10 protein-coding genes and 1 pseudogene are annotated in these 22,882 nt (G+C 66.6%); 3 read left to right on the forward strand and 8 right to left on the reverse strand.

Annotated features, from left to right (window positions below; all coding sequences use genetic code 11):
* Positions 1–212: 212 nt before the first annotated feature.
* The 5 genes from ACPPVW_RS04595 to ACPPVW_RS04615 form a co-directional block, all read right to left on the reverse strand.
* Complete coding sequence (locus tag ACPPVW_RS04595; RefSeq protein ID WP_426625350.1) at positions 213–1,538, reverse strand: hypothetical protein; 1,326 nt, start codon at positions 1,536–1,538, stop codon at positions 213–215.
* A 3-nt stretch (positions 1,539–1,541) separates the two neighbouring features.
* Positions 1,542–3,971 carry a zinc dependent phospholipase C family protein gene (locus ACPPVW_RS04600; RefSeq protein ID WP_426625351.1) on the reverse strand — a complete coding sequence of 810 codons (2,430 nt, stop codon included), beginning with the start codon at positions 3,969–3,971 and terminating at the stop codon, positions 1,542–1,544.
* A gap of 15 nt (positions 3,972–3,986) precedes the next feature.
* Positions 3,987–9,824 carry a toxin TcdB middle/N-terminal domain-containing protein gene (locus ACPPVW_RS04605; RefSeq protein ID WP_426625352.1) on the reverse strand — a complete coding sequence of 1,946 codons (5,838 nt, stop codon included), beginning with the start codon at positions 9,822–9,824 and terminating at the stop codon, positions 3,987–3,989.
* 28 nt (positions 9,825–9,852) lie between these two features.
* On the reverse strand, positions 9,853–13,074 hold the full coding sequence (locus ACPPVW_RS04610; protein WP_426625353.1) for a hypothetical protein: 3,222 nt from the start codon (positions 13,072–13,074) through the stop codon (positions 9,853–9,855).
* Positions 13,075–13,253: 179 nt separating this feature from the next.
* Positions 13,254–13,739 (reverse strand): bacterial transcriptional activator domain-containing protein, encoded by a 486-nt coding sequence (locus ACPPVW_RS04615; RefSeq protein WP_426625354.1) that lies wholly within the window; start codon positions 13,737–13,739, stop codon positions 13,254–13,256.
* A 1,475-nt stretch (positions 13,740–15,214) separates the two neighbouring features.
* On the opposite strand from ACPPVW_RS04615, the gene istA reads away from it, so the two are divergent.
* The 3 genes and pseudogenes from istA (at position 15,215) to ACPPVW_RS04630 (ending at position 18,790) form a co-directional block, all read left to right on the forward strand.
* Positions 15,215–16,471 (forward strand): IS21 family transposase, encoded by a 1,257-nt coding sequence (gene istA, locus ACPPVW_RS04620; RefSeq protein ID WP_426625355.1) that lies wholly within the window; start codon positions 15,215–15,217, stop codon positions 16,469–16,471.
* A complete protein-coding gene (gene istB, locus ACPPVW_RS04625) occupies positions 16,468–17,277 on the forward strand; it encodes an IS21-like element helper ATPase IstB (protein WP_426623902.1) in 810 nt (269 codons plus the stop codon). Before istA ends, istB begins: the two co-directional genes overlap by 4 nt.
* A gap of 285 nt (positions 17,278–17,562) precedes the next feature.
* Positions 17,563–18,790, forward strand: a pseudogene (locus ACPPVW_RS04630) (IS256 family transposase).
* Between the two features lie 456 nt (positions 18,791–19,246).
* Here ACPPVW_RS04630 and ACPPVW_RS04635 read toward each other — a convergent pair.
* From ACPPVW_RS04635 to ACPPVW_RS04645, 3 genes are all read right to left on the reverse strand, one after another.
* Positions 19,247–20,362, reverse strand: coding sequence for an FAD-dependent oxidoreductase (locus ACPPVW_RS04635; RefSeq protein WP_426625356.1), 1,116 nt, complete (start codon positions 20,360–20,362; stop codon positions 19,247–19,249).
* A gap of 89 nt (positions 20,363–20,451) precedes the next feature.
* Positions 20,452–21,054, reverse strand: coding sequence for a response regulator transcription factor (locus tag ACPPVW_RS04640; protein WP_426625357.1), 603 nt, complete (start codon positions 21,052–21,054; stop codon positions 20,452–20,454).
* Positions 21,055–21,163: 109 nt separating this feature from the next.
* Complete coding sequence (locus ACPPVW_RS04645) at positions 21,164–22,804, reverse strand: hypothetical protein (RefSeq protein ID WP_426625358.1); 1,641 nt, start codon at positions 22,802–22,804, stop codon at positions 21,164–21,166.
* Positions 22,805–22,882: the final 78 nt, after the last annotated feature.

A 22,882-nucleotide genomic window follows, 5' to 3' on the forward strand; every position in this document is an offset into this window, starting at 1 on the left:
TGGCGATGAAGTTGCCGAATACCCACTCCGACTCCCATCCCTCGTGGTGCTGCGCATGGCGGGACTCAGCGTTCTCGGTCTGCGACGGTCCCCCGAATGGCAGGTGGCCCGCCTGACAGACCGGGCATAGGGGTCGTGGGAACCGGTGGGCATCCTCGATCGCTGAGGCGGCTTCGACCGGTCCTCGGTCTAGGGCCATATGAAAAGGATACTCAGCCGACAATCGTGACGGAGTAGCCTCCGGCATCCCTTTGTTCCGGATCGCTGTGCTCGAACCGCAGCAGGTGCGGATATGGCCCACCTTCGGCGAGCGCAGCGGCGAGATCGCTTGCGCTGAGGCCTCTGGCATCCCACAGGCGTAGCATCCCCTCGGTCAAGGCATCTCCTGAGTCTGCGTCAAGCAGGACACCGAGTTGTCCGTACCGGTCCGAACCCATCTTCTCGATGAGCCGCCGGGTCGTCAGAGGGGTCGCGAAAGGATGAGCCCCTGAGTCTCGACCGTCGGTTGAGCGCTCCTTGACCAACCCTGATTCGAGCGCCATGGTCCAGACCCGCGCGCTGTCGGCGACCAGCCAGCCGCGACCGGTCTGGAACATCGTCAGCAGGTGCGTTCCTGCGGTCCCCGTCGGCACGCCCCGCCGTAGCGCCTTCTGCGCCGAAGCCCGCAGCCGAGTGACCGGCCCGAATTCGCTTCGGGCTGTGCCCAGCACGCCCTTCAACAGCGGGCGGACCGCGGCACCTCCGTGCAGGATTTCGAGCGTTCCGGTCCTCGTGACCATCGCACCGAGGCCGGACAGCAGCGCCTTGCCATCATCACTCCCGACCAGGATCTGGAGATTGCGCTGCCCGACGTGCCGATCGTTGTTCGCATCGAGGACGCCGCTCCAGGCGTCCAGCGGGCACGAGACCGACGCCATCAGGCACTCATGCCCCGTGAGATCGGATGGGATGTCCCAGGTCTCGTCGAGCTCGACCACCTGCATCGCGCCGGGGCGCGTGCGGTCGTCGAGGTTGACCATCGCGCCGCCGATCTGGTGCGGCTGGTACGCCGGGTTGCTGGGGTTTCCGCCGAAGAAGCCCGGATTGACGAACCAGGCTCTCAGGTGCACCCCGATGCCGGGGAGCAGGCCGAGATTCCAGACGCGAACGAACACCCGGTAGCGCCGGCCCGCGGTCGGACTCAGGACGAGCTGGGCGGGTGTGAACGGACCCGTGTAGGCGGCGTCGATGAGCAGGATGTCGAGCGACTCCCAGGACGGGAGCGGAGGCCACGTCGGGCGTACTCCGCGATCTCCGGGGCTGTAGGCCCGGATCAGCAGGTAGGGATAGACATCCTCCCGGTGCGGGCGGCGTTCGCGGCCAAACTCCTTGATGAAGCCCTCGGCGGCGTTCTGGGCGCTGTCGTTCGGCTTCCAGTTCGGATCGAGGTCGCCGCCCGCAGGCTCGTCATGCCCGAATGAGCCTGGAGGATCGTCGCCGCGTTGCGCCGCCTCTTCCTTCCGCGAGTAGACCGGGTGGGGTCCGTCGTCGCTAGGCATGGCTCAGCCCTTCTCCCCGCGCAGGCGATCGCGCCACTTCGGGTCGGTGTTCGGATCGTGGACGCTCGAAGGAAGGCACGTCGACGGGCCGCGCCCTGGCACGTAGTGCGCGGCGAGATCCTGAGTCTCGACGTACCAGCGGTCGGGCTGGCTCGGGCAATCGTGGTCGGCGTGGAACAGCTGCGGGGACGTGCACGGCAGCAGATAGCCGTAGTCCTCGGCTCCCACCGCGGTGATGTCCGGAACGCAGGAGATGTTGCTGCGGTCCCAGTCCCACGTGTGCCATGCGTACCCACGATCTGAGTCGAGGTTGAAGTCCGGAACGGAGAAGTCGCGAACGCCGGCTTCCGCGTCGGCCGCCATCCGCCCGACGAGGTAGACGCCGTAATCGACCGGACCGCCCAGATGCTGATCCAGCGGCAGGTGGGTATCGAGCTGACTTTCGGTATCGGCGGGCGTGGTGGCCTTCTCGAGATCAGCGCGCGCGCCGTCGTGTCCGGCGAGCGCCGACAGAAGGATCGTGGACTGCGAGCCCACGACGTAGGGACCGTCATGCGTCGCGGTGCCCTCCTGAGCCACGCCGGCGCCCGCCTGGTTCGTGAGCGGATACCGCCAGGGAGCCACCCACTCCGATGCCTTGAACACGTCGCCCGCCGCATCGCCTTTGTACCGCAGCGGTGACGTCAGCCCGAGTGCGCCTGAGATGTCTGGACGGCTGATCGCCGACGGCACGTCACGGACGATACCGCGAGGGTAAGCGTGGTCGAGGCCTTGTGCGTCAGAGCCGTGCAGCCGTCCCGACGGTTCGGTTACCGACGGCGGGGCCGTCGGAGTGCCCGCCGGGTTGTCGAGGGCGGAGGTGATGTCGTAGGTGCCCTCGCGGCCGAGCGTGGTGAGGCCATGGTTGATTTCGCCGGGCTTGGGGATTGAGAACGCCGACATCACGAGCGCCCGCCGTGCGAGCAGGTAGAGGTTCCAGGCCGGAACGATGACGGCCCAGTAGATCACCTCACGCGCCGGGAAAGTCGCGATGTCGATGATGAGCCCCGGCAGCACGGTGAGGAGCCACACGACGACCTGAGCCAGGTACACGATCCAGGCGAACAGCGCGAGCAGCAGGTCAAGCAGCGTGAAGGAGTCGTCGTCATCGACATCCGCACCGCGCGATGGGTCATCGTCGATACCGGATCCGCTCCCGCCGGGCGGGGTCGGGAACGAGTGATCCGTGAGAACGCTCGGGGGCGGGGGCAATCGCAGGCTGATGGCGTCGGAGCTGACCATCTTGAGGTAGCGGTAGACGATCTCCCACATCTCGGCCATCGCGGCGTCGTTGGGCCGTCCGTCCGGCTGGCCGCTCAGCGGATCGTTCTCCGAGAAGGGCGGGTCCTGCAGCAGGATGTGCGGACCGTCGGCGCCGTACACGTCATGCATCGCATCGAGCAGTCCCTCGACGAGGTGGTCGGGCAGCGGGCCGGTGTCGAGGTCGAAGAACGTGTGCCGGTTCGCCGTCGCGGTCGGGCCGTCGCCGTTGTCATACGCGGGGAATCCAGTCCAGTAGTCGTAGGCCGGCGCGTCGTCGCGGCCGTTGTAGGGCGCGTCGTCGCGGTGCCGAAATGCGAGCCGGAAATGCAGCGCCGATGTGCCGTATTCGCCGTACAGCGAACCAGGATGGCGGGCGCCGTAATTCTCGGAGTCCATATGGTTCTCGACGAGGTGGTGCCGCTGCCAGTGGTCGCGGTACGGGCCGCCCGACTTCGCGTTCGTGAAGGGATGCCCCGTGACATCCGTCGCGCAGTGCGACAGCCATCCCACCGCGAAAGCGATGCGCGCCTGCGCATCCATGCGCTCGTCGTCAGTGGATGCTGCCTCCAATGCGTCCTGCGCCTGCTGGAACAGCACGTAGGGGAACTGATAGGTACGTCGATAGTGGAACATGTCGGACCAGTAGAAGGCGTCGTCGCCGAACCCTTGGGGTACACCCGAGGTGAGGACCCCGAACCAGTCGCCCATCTCGGCGAGTAGACCCTTGAAGGCAGTCATGATCGCGGACGTGATCTCGTCGAGCACCTGCGCGAACTGGGTGGAGATGCCGCCGGTCAACTGCGAGGCGAGCTGCGCGTTATTGGTGGAGATCGGCCCTATCCACTTCTCCCACTTACCGATGAATTCGGAATCGACCACCTCCCACACGTCGAGCGCCCACTGCACCGCCTGACGGATCACCTGGCCCGTCGTGTTCTTGAAGTCCGGCAGCAGGTAGAAGACATCGGGGCCCAGAGAGCCCAATGTGAGATAGTTGCGCCAGGTGTGGCAGTGCTCACCAATGACCCGCGCCGTCGCCGCGGTCACTGGGTACCCCGGCGGAACGACGCCGTTGCGGAGCCTGCTGGCGGTGTCATGCGCCGCCTCCATGTGGACGTACCAACCGGGCATCGCTGCCTCCTCTTCTTAGAAATCGGACTTCAGGAAGTTGAACGCTTTGAGGTCGACCTTGTGCGTGCGGACGTACTGCTGGATGTCATCGAAGAATCCGGCGGCACCCGCTGCGCTGAGATCGACGATCACGACCTGCGCGGGATAAATTGCGGCATACGGGGCGATGGCGCCTGCGATGTGCGGCGCGGCCGCGGACACGATGCGCCCGCCGGCCTCAGTGCCGAGCTTCTCAACGGCGCCTGTCGCCGTATTGATTTCCGAGGCGGGCGGGGTGAGGCCTCCGGCAGGCGCCCCGGCGCCCGGCAGCCCGCCCGCCGACGCACCCTGCTGCGGCGTCGAGAACTGCTTCTGCAGGTCCTGCTGGAAGCTGGTCTTCGGGGCGACCATCCCGCTCACCGCGCCGACGGCGGCACCGATGACCAACCCGATCACGGCGCCCACCAGTACCTTCTCCATGATGTCGCCGATGCCCTTGTTCTTGCCGCCCGCGAATCCCGCCGCGAAGCCCATCGCCGCACCGTTGATCGCACCCGCGACACCTCCCGTGACGGCGCCGCTCAGCACGGTTCCGCTGGTGAGGCCCAGCCCGCCCGCGACCGCAGCGCCCGCGAAGACGGCGCCGAAGGCGGCCCAGCCGCCCACCGCGCCCCCGACCACGATCCCGAGGAAGATGTCGCCGGCATCCCCGCCCGCACGGGCCGCGGCGATTCCGCCGATCACCCCACCCGCGGCGATGCCTATCATCGTCGCCGCGAACACGCCACCGACCCCGAATGTGAAGACGCTGACAACGACGATGACCGCGATGATCGCGATGATGGCGACGACGGCGGCGAAGATCTTCCAGAAGTTCCGTCCGGAGGGATCTACGAACGACGTCGGGTTGTCGCGGCAATAGGCGTAGAGGTTCCAGGCGAGCGGGTCGTCGACGTCGGCGATCATGGAGTCGGGCGAGATGAACCGGCCGAGCCGTGGCGCGTACCACCGGGCACCGAGCAGCACGAGCCCCGGTCCGTCGACTGCCGCCTCGCCCGTTGCGAATCCCCGCGAAACGGCGACGCCGCTGCGGGACAGCACGGCACCGAACGGGCCGTACGCGACGGATGCCGCAACCGCACCGACAGCGTCGGTCGCCAGCACGACCGACCCCAGGTGGTCCGTGTGCAGCCACACGCGCACCCCCGCCTTCTCGGTCGCGACGATGCCATCGCCGTCGCTGAACTGCAGAACAACGACGCCGTCCTCGACACGCAACAGCCGGTCCGGGCTCAGCATGACGCTCGGCGCGTCACCCGGCGCCGTGCGCCGGCGCGCGGCCAGCATGCCTGAGTGGTCGTAGGTGTAGTCCTCGGTGATACCGTCTGTGCGGGCGATGCGGCGAAGCCGCCCCTCGGCATCGACAGTGTGCACACCCCAGGGCGCACTGGCGAGATGACCGCGGTCGTCGTAGGTGTAGGCATCGACGCCGACCGAAGTGAGTAGCGTCGCCGCGGCGCCCGCGCCGCCGTACCCGTAGGCGCCACCGCCCGCACCGTCGGACTGGAGGTTCCCCGCCGCGTCGTAGGCATACGAGTATGCGTGGCCCGCACCTGTCGCCCCAGTGAGCCTGTGGAGCCCGTCGTAGGTGTATGTCCAGGCGAGGGCCGCATCGGGCGACGCGATTTCGAGCAGGTCCCCGGTCGGGTCGTGCGTGTACGAGACGTCGCGTAGGGTCCCATTGGGTCCATGAACGGCGGACGCTGAGAGCCAGCCGGTGACCGGGTCGAACGCATCCTCGCTCGTAACGCCGTTCGAGTACGACGTACGGGTGCGTCGGCCGGCGTCGTCGTAGTCGATCGACGCAATGACCCCGTCGATCGATTCCAGCCGGCCGCCCACGTCGTAGGTGTAGCCGATGGTCGTGCCGCCGGGGTAGCCGACCGACGTCACGAGGTCGTCCGACCGGTACGCGAACTGTAGTGTGAGCGGCGAGCCCCCCGTGGGCGTCACAGTCTTGCGGGTCAGGTTCCCGCGCAGGTCGTAATCGAACACCGTCGACCCGGTCTGGTCGTCGACGCGCACCAGCCTCCCGCCGTCGGTATGGGCGCCGGCATCCGCGGGGGCCGCCGCACCGTTGTCGTGGTAGATGTACCGCACCACCGGCGCGGCGGCAGCCGTGTCGTGGCGCACCGCGACCGGGCGTCCACCGAGGTCGAAAGTGCGAAAGACGCGATTCCCGCCACTGCGGGACTCGACCGGGTTGCTGGCAGCGTCGAGCACGACGACCTGAGCGGATTCCGGGCGGCGGATGCGCACCGTCCGCCCGAGCAGATCGCGCGAGAATTCAGTCCGGTGGCCTGCGGGGTCGACCTCGACTGACAGCGCACCCTTGGCGTCGAACTCGAAGTCCGAGGCGATCCAGTCGGCCCCGAGCAGCTGCTCCATTCGCACGACCCGGCCGGAAGCGTCGAGGTGGCGACGAGTGCGGGCCCCCGAGGCGTCGGAGTCTTCGATCATCCCGGGGCTGTACGCGGCGGTCGCGGTAGAGCCGTCCGGGCGGACGGTGCGGATGGCGCGGCCCAACGCGTCGTACTGCACCGACGTGTGAGGCAGGGCACCCGCCGGAGCCGCCCAGGGCCCGGTAACGCGACGAGGAACATACGTTCGGACGGGCAACCCTCGCGCACCGAACTGCGTGGACGCGTCCGCCACCTCGCCCTTCGCGTCGGTGTGTCGCCGCTCGACGACGCGTCCGTCCCCGTCGAGGAATTGACGCTCCACGGACGGCACCGAGCCTGATTCGCTCGCCCGATGAGCCGTGACGGCGAGCGGGAGGGCTGCAGTCCCGTAGTCGAAGGCCACCGTCGGCGCGGCGCCGCTGTCACCGTCCTCGATCGTCGCGACGGTGCGGGCGAGCGCGTCGTATACCGCGGCGCTGCGTGCGCCGGACGGATGCGTGACAGCGGTCGGACGGTAGGTGCGCAGATCGAACTCGGCCGTCACGAGGTTGCCGAGCGCATCGACGCTGCGAACGGGGTAGCACCCGCTCGCGTCGAACTCGATCGTCGCGACACCGCCCAGTGGGCCGACGACCGTGCCTGTGATGATGCCTGCGACATCTGTCCGCTCGTACCCCCCGAGCCGCACCCACCAGCCGTCATCGCCGGTCACCTGGTGATAGCCGAGTGTGCTGAACTCGGGCATCTCGGTGCCGAACATCTCTGTGGCCGCGGCAGCGGTGAACGCGAGCGCCATGCGCTCGGTTTCGAGGCCGTGTCCGCCGACCTGTCCCGCTGGCAACGCGTCGTACTGGATTCGCAGGTCGGAGAGGACTGCGCCGGAGCCGTCCTGTTGCAGGACGCGGGCGACGCGTTGGCGGTATCTGCCTGTGGGGTCTATCGCATACTCGGTCTGCGTGCGCAACTCACCGACCTGCGTAGGGCCGGCGTAGGACCGCTCACGGGCCTCGGTCACATTGCCGTCGGCGTCGAAGCCGAGTTGCTCGGTCCGGATTGTCGATACGGGGTCGGCGGCGCCTTCGTAGACGCTCTTCGTCGAGCCGGTCAGCCGAGGCACGACGGTGTCATCGGGTCCGTCGACGACGTGCCACGACTGCTCGAATCGATCGAAGAGCGTGCCGCTCGGAGCCGGATCAAGTCCTCGCCGGTCGATGCGACGGATTCGACCGCGTATCGCCCGTGCGCGACTCAGCTCGGCCCGGGTGGCAGGCTCGGCGCCCACGTCGGTGAGACCGACGTGGAAGGTGTGCTCGGTGACGAGCGTCGCGACATCCGCGTCCCCGTGCTCCGTCGTCGTCACCCGGCCGAAGCCGCAGACCTCCCGCAATACACCGTCGTACCGCCCCTCGTGGTACGCGTACTGCGTCTGCGCGACCGGGCCGCTCACGGCGTCGGTCACCGTCGTCCCGGCGACCACGGGCAGCACCAACGGGAGCCGGGTGGTCCAGGACTCACCGGCGACTCGGTCCCGTTCCGCCTCGCGGGCCGACGTGGTCCACTGGATCTCGGTGCGGCGGCCCAGGCCGTTGTCGATCGCCGCCAGGAGTCCGGGGTGTACGCCGCCGAGTGGATCCAGGGCGAACCACCGTGCGCGGCCGGATGGCAGGTTCACCGTCCATCCGATGGCGGGAACTCCAGTGCCGAGTAGATCCGCGACCCGCACGTGCGCCATGCCGCCGGTCGGAAGATGCGCGATGGTGCGCGGCGCCGCAAATCCGTCACCGGAGCGATTCGGCCACCACGTGAGGACCCCCGCCGCGAGGTGCAGCACATCGGCGCACCCGTCTCCATCGAGATCGACTACGAGCACGTCGGCGGGGTCGGTGTCGAACGGCAACGCCGGCGCATCGGCCATAGTGACCGCCGGCCCGAACACACCGTAGCCCAGATAGGGCCAATAGCGGACCCCAGCGCCGTCGACGCGCACCAGATCCGGTGTGCCGTCGCCGGTCATGTCGGCGCAGAAGATGCGCGGGTCACTCAGGTCGGTCGGGGGTCCGTCCGGGGCCGATGGCACGACCGTGGGGAGGTCGCTCCAGCCATCCTCGGTGCGCGACGCGATGAGCAGGGCGGTCCCCGTGCTCCACAGGAGATCCGGCAGTCCGTCACCGTCCAGATCGCCGATACGAACGGATGCCGCGCCCAAAGCGACCGCGGGCGCCCGGGACCACAAGCGCGGAACGTCGAATCCGTCTGTGGTCCGTGGTTGATAGCTTGCGAGCGGTAGGTCGGAGCGGACCACGTCTGCCAGACCGTCGCCGTCGACATCTATGAGGGCTGCTCGTGCGTCCGGTGCCGTCAGCGCGGGTACCGTGCCGACCCCGCGAGGTCGCCCCCAGGCACCGGCACGGTTGGGCCACACTCGTGCGGTTCCGCCCGTGCCGAATTCGATGATGTCGGGCAATCCGTCTCCGGTCCAGTCCACGAGCTCCACCCGACCGGTGTCTAGTGCTGGCGGCGCGGCGCCCGGGTCGATCGCCGGCACCGCCTGGAGCCCGGGTGCGCCCGGAATGGTGTAGCCGAAGGTCAGTGGCGGTGCATCCAGCTGAGACCCATCCGCAGCGAATCCCGTCATCGTGACGGACGCCAGTTGCGATGCTCCGTTCGGCTCGCCATGGCGATAGCCGAGCGTCCACCGGCGCACCAGCGGGTGAGCGACGGACGGCAGTCGCAGCTCGATGCCACTGCAGCGGTCAGTGGTCTCGAGTAGGAACCCTCCGCGGCCCCAGCGCAGCCGGTCTGGCCGCGGTTCGTACGTCAAGGCGACGGCGAACGGCCCGAACGCGACCCTCACGAGGTATCGCTGCGCACCGTCCGAGCGCCAGCTGAACACACTGGTCTCGCCCACGTTGTCTTCGATTCGCTCCAGAAGCCACGCCCACGGCGCTCCGCCGGCGCCGGGGATCCGCGCCTCAGGCGTGGTGCCGAGTGTGAATCGCGTGCCGGCCCGGTCTGTCGCGATGAACCCATCGCCCGAAACCGCGAGTCTCCAGTCCCCGGTCATCACCTGCGGCGTGAGCGTGCCATCGGCGCGGCGGATGAGGGGGCCTGATCCTTCCAGCACCAGGGTGTCGGTGTCGTCGTAGTGCGGCCGGCCGATCATTGTCGACCGCACGATGCGCGGCAGTGGCAGCGTCCATCCCATGCCGAACGGACCATTCCCGCTCCCCGAGTCGTAGCGCAACGCCAGCTTCGGCCCACAGTCGTTCGGTCCGTTCGGGAGATCGATGGGAACGCTGAGGGTGCCGGTCCCGGTCGACAGGTCCGGCGCGAACGTCTCGCCCAGTCCTGCGACCGATCCGCCGCCTGGCAGTGACGGCGTCTGGCTGGCGAATGCGATGTCGACGCTCATGGCGACTCCCGGTATCTCGTCTACTCGATCACGCCCGCGGCGTGAATGAGTAGCTCAGAATCAGAGCGACGTTATCGATGTCGTCGAGCTGGAGAGCGCCGTCGTGCACACGACTCGGGTTATCGGTCGCGGCGAGCGCGATCCGGTAGTCGCCGAACGCGCTTTGTCCTGTGACCGCCGGGTTCATCGCTGTCGCATCGACGGATCCGTCGGCCGCGGTCGTGATCTTCACCGGAGCGGCGCCGGGGGCGGTGAGCGTCAACACCAGACCGTCCGCTCCAGCGGCGGGAGTGGCGCTGGCGACGAGACTCAGTCCGGTGAGCTCTGGGAGCGCCTCGGTCACCGAGAAGTCGTTGCGGTCAAGCGTGAAATCGAGCACCCCTGTGTCGTAGAACGCGAAGAAAGCGTCCGCGAACACCCATCGGAGCGGGAAGGCCCGCATCCGGTCGTTCGCGCCCGGACGGGAAGCAAGCTCTTGCATTACCGTCGCCTTAAGATCCGGGTCGAATCGCGCCGCGTAGGTGAACGTGAGCCGCACGTCGATCAGACTGGCGAACTGCAGGTCGTTGGCATCCTTCGGGAACTCCAGGGTCCACGACGACGCAACCCCGGCGCCCTCGAACACCCGCAGGCGGCGCGCATCCGGGTGGTCGAGCAGGGCATCGCGTCTCGGATCGAAGTCCGAGATCACGAGTGTCTCGCTGTTCTGCACGCGGTGCTTCACCACGCCTCCGCCACTTGAGGGCACACGGTAGTGCGAGATGCCGGTATTGGCGAGCGTGCCGCTGAGGCCCCGAGCCGGCACGATCCCGTCGACTGCGACCTCGACCGCCTCAATGCGCCCGGCATACGTCCCCGGGTAGCGAAGATCGAAGTCGTCGAGGGTGGTCTGGAACTCCATCCGCCCCGCGAGGCGCAGCTGCGTCTCGAACAGGAACGGGTACCGCTGCGCGAGCGAGATGGTCTGCGCGATCGGCTGCGGCTTGGGCGTCGTCGAGGTCACGAGGTCATAGTTGAACGACTGGACGTCGGCCATCAGCCCGTCGCTCGCGAGAAGACCATGCACCTCGTCCGCGGAGTAGTCGGGTCGGATGACGGTCATTTCGACATCGTTCTCGAAGTTGTACGCCCGCTGCATGCGTTTTGCGACATCCAGCGCCATGGTGAGGTAGCGAGCCGAGATCTGACTCATCCGGTCGCCCAGCGCGTTCCACACATCGGGCGTGAAGCGCTGGTCGTCGAACGCGGCGAGCAGCTGTTGGGCGTTGGAAACGCGCACGGCCGCGGCATTCGTCTGGGCTTGCCCGGCGGCGACTCGTGCCTGTGAAGCTGCGACCTCCGTGTCGGCCTGGGCGGATGCTGCATCCAGCTCCGCCGCCTGCCGGTTAAGCGTGTCGATCTCGTACTCGCGCTGCTGCCGCGCCGAGGTGAGACCCTCTGCTGCCGCGAGCGTGCCTGCATCGCCCTCAAGCGAGTAGCCCCCTTGCATCATTCGGTCCGCGAGGGCGTTCAGCTGGCTGCCGTCGCCGTCGTCGCCTCCCGAAAGCTGCTGCGACAGCGCTTGGTGCATCGTCCAGTCCCACGACTTTGCCGAGTACTCGGTGGCGTTCGCACGAGCGTCCTGTGCCCGCACGGTCGCCACGGACTTCGCCGCCTGGTATGCGATCACTTCGGCTTTCGCGGCGTCGACGGCGCGCTGCGCTGCCTGCAGTTCAGCAGCGGACTGGCCGATGTTCTGGGTGAGCTGTGTGCGGGTGAGCGCCCCCGCGTCCGCCTTCTCCCAGAAGGTCATCGAATCGCGTTCAGCGCCGATGGCAAGCTGGCAGAAGTTCACCGCCACGGTCTGCAGGTAGTCGAACGTCCAGATCGGCACCTGCTGCGCCCAGTGCCCCCAGAAGTCGAGTCCGCCCGCGATCTTGGCGAGGCGGGACTGGATGTCGAAGATCACCGCCGCGATCGCGGGGCTCGCCGTGATCGCCGACGGATCCGACAAGTGCAAGATCGCCTGGCGCGCCTGGTCGGCCGCCGGCGTGAGCGGCGCCAGCGTGTAGATCTGGCCAGATGGCGCCGTACCGTCGAGCGCGAGGACATTCTCGTAGACGGGCAGGGCGGATGCGGGGTCATCGGCCCGGAACAGGGAGTCGCCCCAGTCGAGATACAGCGTCGCGAGACGCGCCCAGACGTACGGCGCCTCCACTGCGGTGTTCAGGTATGCGTATGAGGCGGCCTTCAAGTACCACGACTCGGCGAGGGCCCATTGACCGAGGGCGTGGTAGCACTCGGCCAGGCCCAGTGTTGTCTCGTAATACCAGGAGTGCGCGAGCCCTGCGGCCACGTCGGCGGCCTGCTGCGGAGCGATGAGCACATCCGGGAGCAATGTGAGATCGACGCGCGACGCGTACAGTCCGTCGATGAGCTTGGCGGGGTCGGGTGCGGAGCCTTCCGTCCAGACGATCGACTGTGAGAGTTCGCCGACCGGGAACACGTAGGTGCGCTGCGCGACTGTCAACGCTGGCGGTATCGCGACCGCAACCGGCTCGACCGTCATCCGCAAGCCCGCGTCGAGCATCCCTGCTGCGGGGTTTACACGTCGGATGTTCGCTTCAACTCCTCGCGCGACAGGTGAAGGTGCTCGGAGAACCGGGCCGTCATGCGTCGGCGCCGACGGCGCGGACGGCGCGGACGGCGCGGACGGCGCGGACGTCTTCTCGGCCTCTCTGATCTGTGAAATGAGGTCGGGCGCCGCGTCAGTCGCTCGCTTGAGGAAGAACGCCGACGAGTTGGCGCTGCCGTTGGCAGCCAGGGTTTGGGACAGGCGGTAGTCGGCGACGGCCGCGGTCTGGGCGGCACCGGTCGCGGCGCTGAGCAGTCCATAAACCGGCGCGTCGACGTCGACGGTCTCGCGCGGTCGGACGCCGTCAAGGCCCTGCTCGACGGGGAGCACGTTGAGCCACTCCGCGGCATACGAGAAGAGGGGCTTCGACAGATCGAGTTTGTCGACGATGCTGTTCTTGTATTGAGTCAACGGGAAGAGCTGCCACCAGATCATCTGCCGCACCCGGGTGTATTCGTCGATCGATACGGAGTATCTGCGCGCACGATAATCGTCCGCCGCGGACACGAGGAGCTTGTCGATGGTCACAAGGGTCGCGGCGTCCTGGTCGCCGGAGGTACCGGCGATCGCCGCGGTCAGCACCGCTTGCGAACGCCGAAAGGTGTAAGCGAGATCCTGGGCATATGAAACTGACATGGCTAACCTCCCGAACCTCGAACGTGGTCACACCGCCAACTGCAGCACCGGGGTCACAACCCGAAGGATTTCCAGACGGCGGAGGGCGGTGCCGCTATCCGCGCGATCACATGGCAAGGGTGACTGAGCGCCGTCACCGGCGCGTCACACCGGCGTCACGCGCGGGAGCCTCCTTGCCGCTACAAAGGGGGCTTCGCCACCTGCAACTCCAGCAGGCGGGCGAATTGTGGTGTGGGAAGAACTCCGAGCTCTCGCCTCGCGCGCAGTTCATAGTCGCGAAAGACATGCAACGCTTCCCCGACGTTGCCCTCCGCGAGGTGGATCTGAGCGAGCGCACGATGCGAGCTTTCCCGCAGCGGATCGATCCGAACTGCTGCCATCGCTGCGGCGATCGCATCGTCAAACTGCCCCCGTCTGAGGAGCGTGAGACTCAATGATTCCAGCGCATGCATCAGGTGCTGGCGAATCGCTTCCCGTTCGAAGGCGACCCAGTCTTCGTACCAGCCGGGTAGCAGATCAACGGCGGCGTCGATCGTCGGAGGAACCGCCAGATCCGCGAGGTCGCTGTCGCCGTGGATCACGCGGTCAGCCCACCCCGTGATCAGTTCGACATCGGATACCACCCCACTTTGGATGCCCAAACCGCGGGAATCCGAGACGATCACCGTGATTCCTGCCCTCCGGAGGCGCCACAACGACGTCCGGAGGTTTCCCGCTGCGCGTTCCTCTGACCCGTTCGGCCAAAGCGTGCCCGCAGCGACCATGCGTGCTACGCGGCCTCCTCGAAGGGCAACGAGTGCGAAAAGTCGTCTGCTGCCCTCAGGCACAACGAGACGCACACCTGCCTGGAGAACGCACAGGCCGTCGAATAGGGCGACCCGGGGCGGCGAGTCACGTTGAGCATCGCCAGCCGTGGCTCTGAAAGTCAGAGCGGGCAAAGTGGACATCACAAGTTCGCCTCCGACCCTGACCGGCCGTCTTTAGAGGCCGCCGGCCGAACCCATCCAGCGCGGCGGCGATGCAAAGCAGAATGGCAGACACATCTGTCTATGTCAACAGGGAGATGAGCATTTGTCGACAGCTCGTCTAGAGGGCGGAGCGTCTTGCGCGGTAGTTGCTCGCCCGCGACGCGGAACGCTTGGCGAGCCCCAACGCGTGCGCCCACGAAGCGCGGCCGAGGTGGACCTGGACAAGACGCTCCGTCGGGGAGACATCTGCGAGCGCTCGTTGCATGGATGTCCTCACCGTCAAAGGTCACCCACCCCCACAACGTGGCCAGCACGTTCATTTCCCGCACACTCGACCGCGCACTCGTCTCATTTACAGATTGGCATATTGGAGATCAGGCGTGCCGGTATCAACTGACGCGACCGCCAGTGCGGCCGACATCGTTCCGAGTGCCGTGCTTTTATCCCTCGAGCCCAGTGGGCGCACACAAATCGTGACGCCTACTTGGCGGTCACACCGTGCCCTCGTGTCGGCGACGCTGCCTCCGCCGTTTCGCTGCTCGCCAGCCATGGCGGTTCCCCGGCAACGGCAGGCGGGGCTCGCCCCGGAGACACACCCGGACCAGTTGCCTCGCTGACTGACGGGTATCGCAGCCGCACTGGCCGAATTTGAGCACCCATGGTGCCCTGTCGCAGAGACCGCCCCAGCGACCGGCCGACGCGCGGCCGCGACGTTCCTGCCGACAAATCGCAATCAACGCCTCCCTCGGCGCTGGATCTTGCGCGCAGCCGGCCTCCCCCGAAAGGGCCGGATCGTCGCACGTCAAGTTGTGAAACGGATCGCGAAGTGACTCCGGTACACCAGTTCCGGCCTGTGGACTCCGCTCCGCCAATGTCGGATGTGGCACGTACTCTGGCAATGGTCACGCGGCTTGCACAGGGGAATGCATTGGCGATCGGAGCTGAATCATGGGGAGCATTCACGCATATGAAACGGTCTCCGGTACGCGCTACCGAGTTCAATATTGAACGCCAGATCGCGATCTGACAGGTAAGCGGGGGTTCCGCACCAAGCACTCGGCGGAGCTCTTCCTCGCATCCGTTGAGGTCGCCAAAGCTCGAGTGTTAGCGCCGAAGTAGAACGGACCCTCTAGCGCCAAACTGGGGTGGACCCCCTGGCCCAGGCTAGGAGGGTGATTTCAGTGGATACGTGGGCAGAGATCCGGCGGTTGCATCGGTCGGAGAAGGTGCCGATCAAGCAGATCGCGAGGGATCTCGGGATCGGGTGGAACACAGTTCGTCGGGCGTTGCGGGGCGAGGACCCACCGGACAGGTCACGGGGCCCGCGGGGGTCGAAGATCGACGCGTTCGTGCCGCAGATCCGGGCGTTGCTGGCGGAGTATCCGAAGATGCCGGCGACGGTGATCGCGGAGCGCGTCGGCTGGACGTTCTCACCCTCACTATTCCGGGAACGGGTGTCCGAGTTGCGACCGGAGTATCAGGGCATCGACCCCGCGGACCGGCTCTCGTATCAAGCGGGCGAAAGGATCCAGTGCGATCTCTGGTTCCCCGAAACGCGGGTCCCCGTCGGCGACGGACAAGACCGGGTTCTGCCGGTGCTGGTGATGGTGTCCGGGTTCTCCCGCCGGATCGAGGCGGTCATGCTCCCCTCCCGGCAGGGCGGAGACCTCACCGCGGGCATGTGGTCACTGCTGCAGAGATTCGGCGGAATCCCGCGCTCTCTGCTCTGGGACCGGGAGGCCGCGATCGGCGGGCTGGGCAAGCCCACGATCCTTGCCGCATCGTTCGCGGGAACGCTCGCGACCCGGCTCCGTCTTGCCCCGCCCCGGGACCCGGAAACCAAGGGCATCGTCGAACGCGCGAACCGGTTCCTGGAGACCTCGTTCCCGCCCGGACGGATCTTCCAAGGCCGGGACGACTTCAACGCCCAGTTGACGGACTGGCTGGAAACCCGCGCGAACCAACGCCAGGTCCGCGCGATCGCTGCCCGCCCCGTCGAGCTCGCCGCTATCGACCGGGCCGGGCTGCTGCCGCTACCGGCGAAGCCACCAGCTACGGGTCTCACGCATCGAATCAGGTTGGCGCGGGACTACTACGTCCGCCTCGACGGGAACGACTACTCCGTCGATCCCAGGTTCATCGGCCGGTTCGTCGACGTCCACGCCTCACTGGATGAGGTCGTGATCTCCTGCGCAGGACAGCCCGCGGGCCAGCATCCGCGGTCGTTGCGGACGGGACAGACGATCCCCGACCCCGAGCATGTCGCCACGGCGGCGAAGCTGCGCGCGCACTACCAACGCCCGAAACCCTCAGGCGTTCGCGAGCACCCGGACGGGCACCGGGTCCAGATCCGCGCCCTCTCTGACTACGACGCCCTCTTCGGCGTCGACTTCACAACCACCACCGAATACGAGAAGGACGCACAATGAGCACTCGAACAGCCGTCGTCGACGCGCCGATCCCGAAGACCAGCGAGCAAGTCGCGTCCAAGCTCGCCTACCTCGCCCGAGCACTGAAGACCCCCACAATCGGGCGGGTTTGGGACGACCTCGCCGACCGGGCCAGGGCCGAGAACTGGGCGCACGAGGAATACCTCGCCGCGGTCCTGGAACGCCAACTCGCCGACCGCGAGTCCGCCGGCACGACCATGCGGATCCGCACCGCGCACTTCCCCGCGATCAAGACCTTGGAAGACTTCAACCTCGACCACCTCCCCAGCCTGCGCAGGGACCTCCTCGCGCACCTGGCGACATCGACGTTCGTGGCGAAAGCGGAGAACGTGATCCTGCTCGGTCCCCCCGGAATCGGGAAGACCCACCTCGCGATCGGGCACGGCGTCAAAGCCACCCACGCCGGCCACAGCGTCTTGTTCGACACAGCGAACAACTGGATCGCGAGGCTCGCGGACGCACACCGGAAGGGACAACTCGAAGCCGAGTTGAAGAAGATCCGCCGCTACAAACTCATCATCATCGACGAGATCGGCTACATCCCCTTCGACCAAGACGCCGCGAACCTGTTCTTCCAACTCGTCGCCTCCCGTTACGAGCAGGGCTCGATCATGGTCACATCGAACCTACCGTTCAGTCGTTGGGGCGAAACCTTCGGCGACGACGTCGTCGCAGCCGCGATGATCGACCGCCTCGTCCACCACTCCGAAGTCCTCACCCTGACCGGAGACTCCTACCGCACCCACGGCCGCCGCGACCTCATCACACAGACCGAGAAGAACTAAGCTCAACCAACAAGAAGGAGTTCATCCCAGTTCGGCACAAAGGGGTCCGTTCTGCTTCGGCGTCAACATCGAGGTGAATTCGTCGATGCTCGGGCGTCGCGATCAACCATCTCAGAGCTCGGAATCGAATGGCTGGCAAATCAGCATCACCTCAAGCCGTCCTCGGTGGCGTCCCTGGGGGTGGTGTAGTTCTTGGGCTTGAGTGTCATGTCGTGGACGTGGGGAGCCATCGTGCGCTGGTCAGTGGGAACTGTCTAGGAATCTCACGGAAGGACACAACGCACGATGGCTCTTGACCAGTCTGCCCTCCTCGAGCTGCTCGGGGAACTCAAACTCACCGATGTCAGCGACCGGATTAGGGTCGCGACCGAAACCCTGTATCAGGAACTGATCGACGCGGAAGCGGCCGCGTTCATCGGCGCCGCCCCGTTCGAACGCAGCCCGGACCGGGTGGCGCAACGCAACGGGACCCGGCCGCGGGCGTTGACCACGACCGCGGGGGAGCTGGAGTTGAAGATCCCGAAGCTGCGCCAGGGCAGCTTCTTCCCGTCGTTGTTGGAGCGGCGCCGCCGGGTGGATCAAGCCCTGTTCGCGGTGGTGATGGAGGCTCTTATGTTCACGGGCGTCTCCACCCGGAAGGTCGATGATCTGGTCAAAGCGCTCGGCGCTGGCACCGGGATCTCCAAGTCCGAGGTGTCCCGGATCTGCGCGAACCTGGACGAGGACGTTGCCGCGTTCCGGGACCGGCCGCTGGCGGACACCAGCTACCCGTATGTGTTCCTGGATGCCACCTACTGCAAAGCCCGCGTCGGCCGGCGGGTGGTCTCCCAAGCCGTTGTTGTCGCGGTCGGAGTCGCCGCCGACGGCCGCCGGGAGGTCCTCGGCTTCGAGGTCGGGGAGACCGAGTCGCAACCGTTCTGGACCGCGTTCCTGCGCTCGTTGAAAGCGCGCGGGCTGGGTGGGGTGAAGCTGGTGATCTCCGACGCCCACACCGGGCTGATCGCCGCCATCGCCACCGTGTTCGCCGGCGCGGCCTGGCAACGCTGCCGCGTCCACTTCATGCGCAACGTTCTCACGAACGTTCCGAAGACCGCAGCCCCCATGGTCGCCTCGATCATTCGCACGATCTTCGCCCAACCCGACCCCGAGCACGTGAGCACCCAGTTCCAGGAGGTCACTCGGATGCTGGCCCGCTCGCACCCCAAGATCGCGGACATGCATCGAGGATGCCCGCGATGACCTGCTCGCCTTCACCGGGTTCCCGGTCGCGCACTGGCGGCAGATCTGGTCCACGAACCCGTTAGAGCGGGTCAACAAAGAGATCAAACGCCGCACCGACGTCGTCGGCACCTTCCCAAATCCCGCCGCGCTGCTGCGCCTGGCAGGGCACGTCCTGATCGAGCAACACGACGAATGGGACGGCGCCGATCGCCGCTACTTCAGCGAGCACTCCATGAAACTCCTGAACGCCGAACCCGAAGAGGTGGCAATCCCCGAACTCACTGCGGCATAATCACCAACAACTGATCCCGCACGGTGTCGAGAAACTCCACCACACAACGGGACGCCACCCAGCCTGACCATCGGAGATCGCTAACGCATACGGCTTGCGCGTTTGTGGAAGTGATGGCGGGGCTGCGCCGCAGGCACAACCTATTGGGCGGAAATCGCGAATCTAAACGGCGGGTTCGGTTTTCCGACGCCTCCCGACGCCGCGGCGCAACAACAGATGAAGAGTGCTCGCGACACTTCCCATGACGGATGGGGAGGATCGCGCGTCGGGTCGAAAGTCCGTCCTGGCGAGCGGCAGTAGGCTGCAGCGTTTGACGCTCATTCACGGGCCCTTCGCGGGAGGTATCTTGGGAATCGCCTGCTCAGGCTAGTTGCTGGGCAGTCGACTGGATCGAATCAACGGCCAACGGCGAATAGCGCCTGGCGCAGATGCGACCGTGTTCTGATGGCGGTCTCGTCACCTCCGATGCACGGCGGCGGCAGCTGAGAGCGCCCGGTTGCGCAGATTGATGCCGATTCGGGTCGCCGGGACGAGAAAGTGTGCGCTGATTGCCGCGCCGCGTGAGTTGCGACGAATTCGCGTGCGATGGATGCGCTCGTAGGAGGCGAATGCTGCGGCGTGGTCTCCGGGGTGAGTGTCGAGCGCATCGGCGAGGGTCTTGCCTGCGACGATGGCGTTGCTTGAGCCTTCTCCGAGCAGTGAGAGGCAGCTGGCGGCGTCGCCGACCAGGGCGATGCGGCCGGTAGCCCATTTGGGAAGGTCGATTCGGGTCACGGCGTCGAAATACACATCGTTGGCGGTATGCCAAATTTTCAAGAGCTGCGGCGCCAGCCAGCCCACGCCCTCGTAGGCAGTTTCGACGAGTCGTCGGCCGGTCTCGAGATCGTTGTCGTACGCGCCTTGCCAGCGGAAGATGAAGGCCGCGCCGGGGTCTCCGCCCGCGGGGTGGATCGCCAAGAGTCGATTCGGCTCGTTATACAGCAGCGCCTGAGCCGGGTCGGCGATATGGAGCTTCGTGCGCAGAGTGCCGATGTACAGGCCGAACGGTCGCGCGTAATTCTGCTCAGGACCGAACGCTAATCGTCGCACCGTCGAATGAAGACCGTCGGCGCCCAGTACCAGATCGAATCGCGCTGGCCGGCCGTACTCGAAAGTGACATCCACGCCGGACGGGTCCTGACGCAACCCGGCGATCGAGTCGCCGAGAACGATACGAGCGTCGGCCCGCGCCGCGTCGAGGAGAGCTTCCGCCAGGTCGGCCCGAGCGATCTCGACGTCACGCGGACCGTCACCGTCGGACGTCCTGCGCGTCCGCACGACACCCCTGGTCCGCCCATGCCCGTCAACAAATGCGGCCCTGACCACACCGGTGTCAGCGGCGGCCAGCCGCGACTCAAGTCCCATCGCACGTGTGACCCGCGCCGCGTCGCCCCTCACATCGACAGGACTACCACTCGAGCGCACACCCGATGATTTCTCGACCAGCGTCACGCTCCGCCCGGATCGAGAGAGCCAGTAGGCGAGACTGGCGCCCGCGATACCGGCACCCAACACGAGCACACTCTGCGTCATTCAGCTATCTCAACACGATGTAATCGCCGGGTACCACCCGAACTACCGCAGCCCGCGACAGTTCGTTTGGCAGCCACAGGAAGGCGCGTTCAGATTAGCTCCAGCTCGATGGCTCGGCGGACAGCCGACAACCGGTCACCAACCTCCATCTTGCGGTACGCGTGTTCGAGATGCTTGCCAACCGTCCTCTCACTGATCGCCAGCTCATGCGCGATTCGCGACGCCGTCCAACCCCGCGCGACCCTGGCGAGAATCACGCGCTCGCGCTGTGTCAACGCAATGACGGGCTCCCCCGGCACACCGCTGCGGAGCGCACGCTTCGTCAGCACCGCCACGAGAGGCAGCAGCGTGGTGGCCGTCTCGACGTCGTGATCGCTGAAGCTCCGGCCCCACCGCATCAGCGTCCAGCCCTGGCCTGCGAACGGGGGATGCAGAGAAGTCACAAGGTCGAGTTGGTGGCCGCCGCCATCCAGCGAGCGCAGCACGGAGGCGTGAGCTTCGCCGTCGCCTCGCCATCGTTCCGACCGCAAGGGTGAAATGCTGCTGGAATCGAGATCACGGTAGCGAGCGCCGTCGCACGGGATGCTCGTCCGAAGCAGTTCGGCGATCGTCGACAGGGTGACGTCCGAACGCTCAACCGTCGACACTACGTCTTCGAGCCACTCGCTTCTCAGAACGAACACCTGAATCATCCCCCGATGGACGACTCACACGATATCGAGCTTTTCTCACATTTTCTAGACCGTTCGGTCTGCCTTTTTCTGAGAGAACACGCACGAAACGTCGCGGGTCGCGGGCGGCTCAGGTCGGCTTCATGCCGAAGAGCACCTCGACAACGTCCACAGCCCGGTTGAGCATCCCGATCATGCGACCGTCCTCCGAGATCTGCGCGGGAGGGTCGGAGTTCAACGTGTCTTCGGCGAGCAAGGTGCCGAAGTCGATCGAAGCCTCGGCCGCGCCCGGGACAGCGGCGAGCTTCATGACCTCCAGAACCTCTCGTGCGATCAGCCCGTACCCGATGGTCGTGGGGTGCACGCCGTCGAGCGCGATCAGGCCGCCCTGGGTCCGCCCCTTCTTGTCGGAGGCGAAGAATCGGGTGTCGGGACGGGGCGACATTGCGAGCAACTCCGGGGGGAGGACGTCCGCTTCTCCGAAATCGGTCCACCAGTCCGGGCGGGACTGTGCGCTCGCCAGATAGCGACGATAGGCCACCCGGTCCAGGAGCCCGCAGAGGTCGACGACGTACCAGTCGCTGCCGCGCAGACGCTCGTCGTGCACCCGCTGTTTGATCGCCCAGTTGTACTGGTCGATCGCCGCATCGATGAGGCGCGCATCGTCACCGGTCATGCTGTTGTGAATGTCCGCGTCGAAATCCGCATCGCTTATCCACGGTCGCGTGTAACGCGGGAAGTACCGGGAGTAGTACGGCTTCTCGCCGACCCCGCGCAGCAGCGGCACGACGGTGACGTGGGGCACCGTCAGCCACAGCGTCCGATTCGCTTTCGCGTTCAGCACCTCATCGGCCAGCAGCTCGAGCTCGATGGCGAAGTGTTGCGGCGTCCACACGTTGTACTGGGACTTCTTGTCCACATCCTGGAAATCGTCGCCGCTCCAGCTGATGCTCATGGAGGCGACCGACCCGAGCGCGTTGTTCGCGCCGAGCGCGATGACGAGCGTGTCGATGCCCCGTCCGTCCGGCCGCGAGCCCAGGTACTTCATGGCGTCCACCTGAGTCCGGGAGGGCTCGGGATCGGCGGCGTTCCACAGGGTACGCAGAGCGGTGCGTTCGTTCGCGTGGCTCACCATGAGCTGGTTGGACACCGTTAACCGCTTGAGTAGGGCTTCGTGAGCCGCCACCTTGCCCTGGCACCACTCGCGGCTCTTGGATATTGCGTCCCTAATGTCCCACCCCCAGATCGCGAGATTGTCATAGTAGGTGTCCGAGCCGGACAACACGCTGCCGTCGCCCTTCTCCCAGAAGTGCCGCACGTCCTCCAAGCTGGAGATGGCCGTGCGCAGCACGTGGAGGTCCTCGAACGGGAGGGGTCGGTCCTTGATGGACGCCTCGACCGAGCGGGCGAGCGCTTCCAGATTCACCGGCAGGCCGGGTACGTTCTGCGGGCCGTCGAACGTCGGATAGGTGAAATCCATCTCGAGCGCTCGGGCGACCATCGTCGGCCAGGACAGTTGGGTGCGGTGGATGGCAAGCGACTGGAACCCCTGAGTGATCGAGTCGCCGATGACCACGAGAGAACGCGCCCCGGCTGAGCCGTCCGGGGGCGGCGCAGCGCGTCCGTCCGGCAGCGGTGTGCCCAGGTCGGCCTGATCGGGGCGCAACGGTCTCGGGGCCTGGCGACGAACCTGCAGGTCCGGCGGCGCGTCCGGAGGAAGGGCGACCGTCGTCCCATCGACAGGGGGTTGAATCCAAAGATCTGTATCCATGGTGTGCACTCCAGGACTGAACGCGAATACTTTCACTACGAGTCAATCGCGTGGGGTGCCGCGTGGCAGTACGCAGAT

The sequence above is a fragment of the Leifsonia sp. McL0607 genome (genome assembly GCF_049993355.1).
In the GTDB taxonomy this organism is placed as follows: Bacteria; Actinomycetota; Actinomycetes; order Actinomycetales; family Microbacteriaceae; genus Leifsonia.

Excerpts from the sequence above, each read along its gene's own strand:
- ACPPVW_RS04610 (WP_426625353.1), bottom strand. The coding sequence starts at position 13,074 with ATGTCAGTTTCATATGCCCAGGATCTCGCTTACACCTTTCGGCGTTCG.
- ACPPVW_RS04640 (WP_426625357.1), bottom strand. The coding sequence starts at position 21,054 with ATGATTCAGGTGTTCGTTCTGAGAAGCGAGTGGCTCGAAGACGTAGTG.
- istB (WP_426623902.1), top strand. The coding sequence starts at position 16,468 with ATGAGCACTCGAACAGCCGTCGTCGACGCGCCGATCCCGAAGACCAGC.
- ACPPVW_RS04635 (WP_426625356.1), bottom strand. The coding sequence starts at position 20,362 with ATGACGCAGAGTGTGCTCGTGTTGGGTGCCGGTATCGCGGGCGCCAGT.
- ACPPVW_RS04645 (WP_426625358.1), bottom strand. The coding sequence starts at position 22,804 with ATGGATACAGATCTTTGGATTCAACCCCCTGTCGATGGGACGACGGTC.
- ACPPVW_RS04595 (WP_426625350.1), bottom strand. The coding sequence starts at position 1,538 with ATGCCTAGCGACGACGGACCCCACCCGGTCTACTCGCGGAAGGAAGAG.
- ACPPVW_RS04600 (WP_426625351.1), bottom strand. The coding sequence starts at position 3,971 with ATGCCCGGTTGGTACGTCCACATGGAGGCGGCGCATGACACCGCCAGC.
- ACPPVW_RS04605 (WP_426625352.1), bottom strand. The coding sequence starts at position 9,824 with ATGAGCGTCGACATCGCATTCGCCAGCCAGACGCCGTCACTGCCAGGC.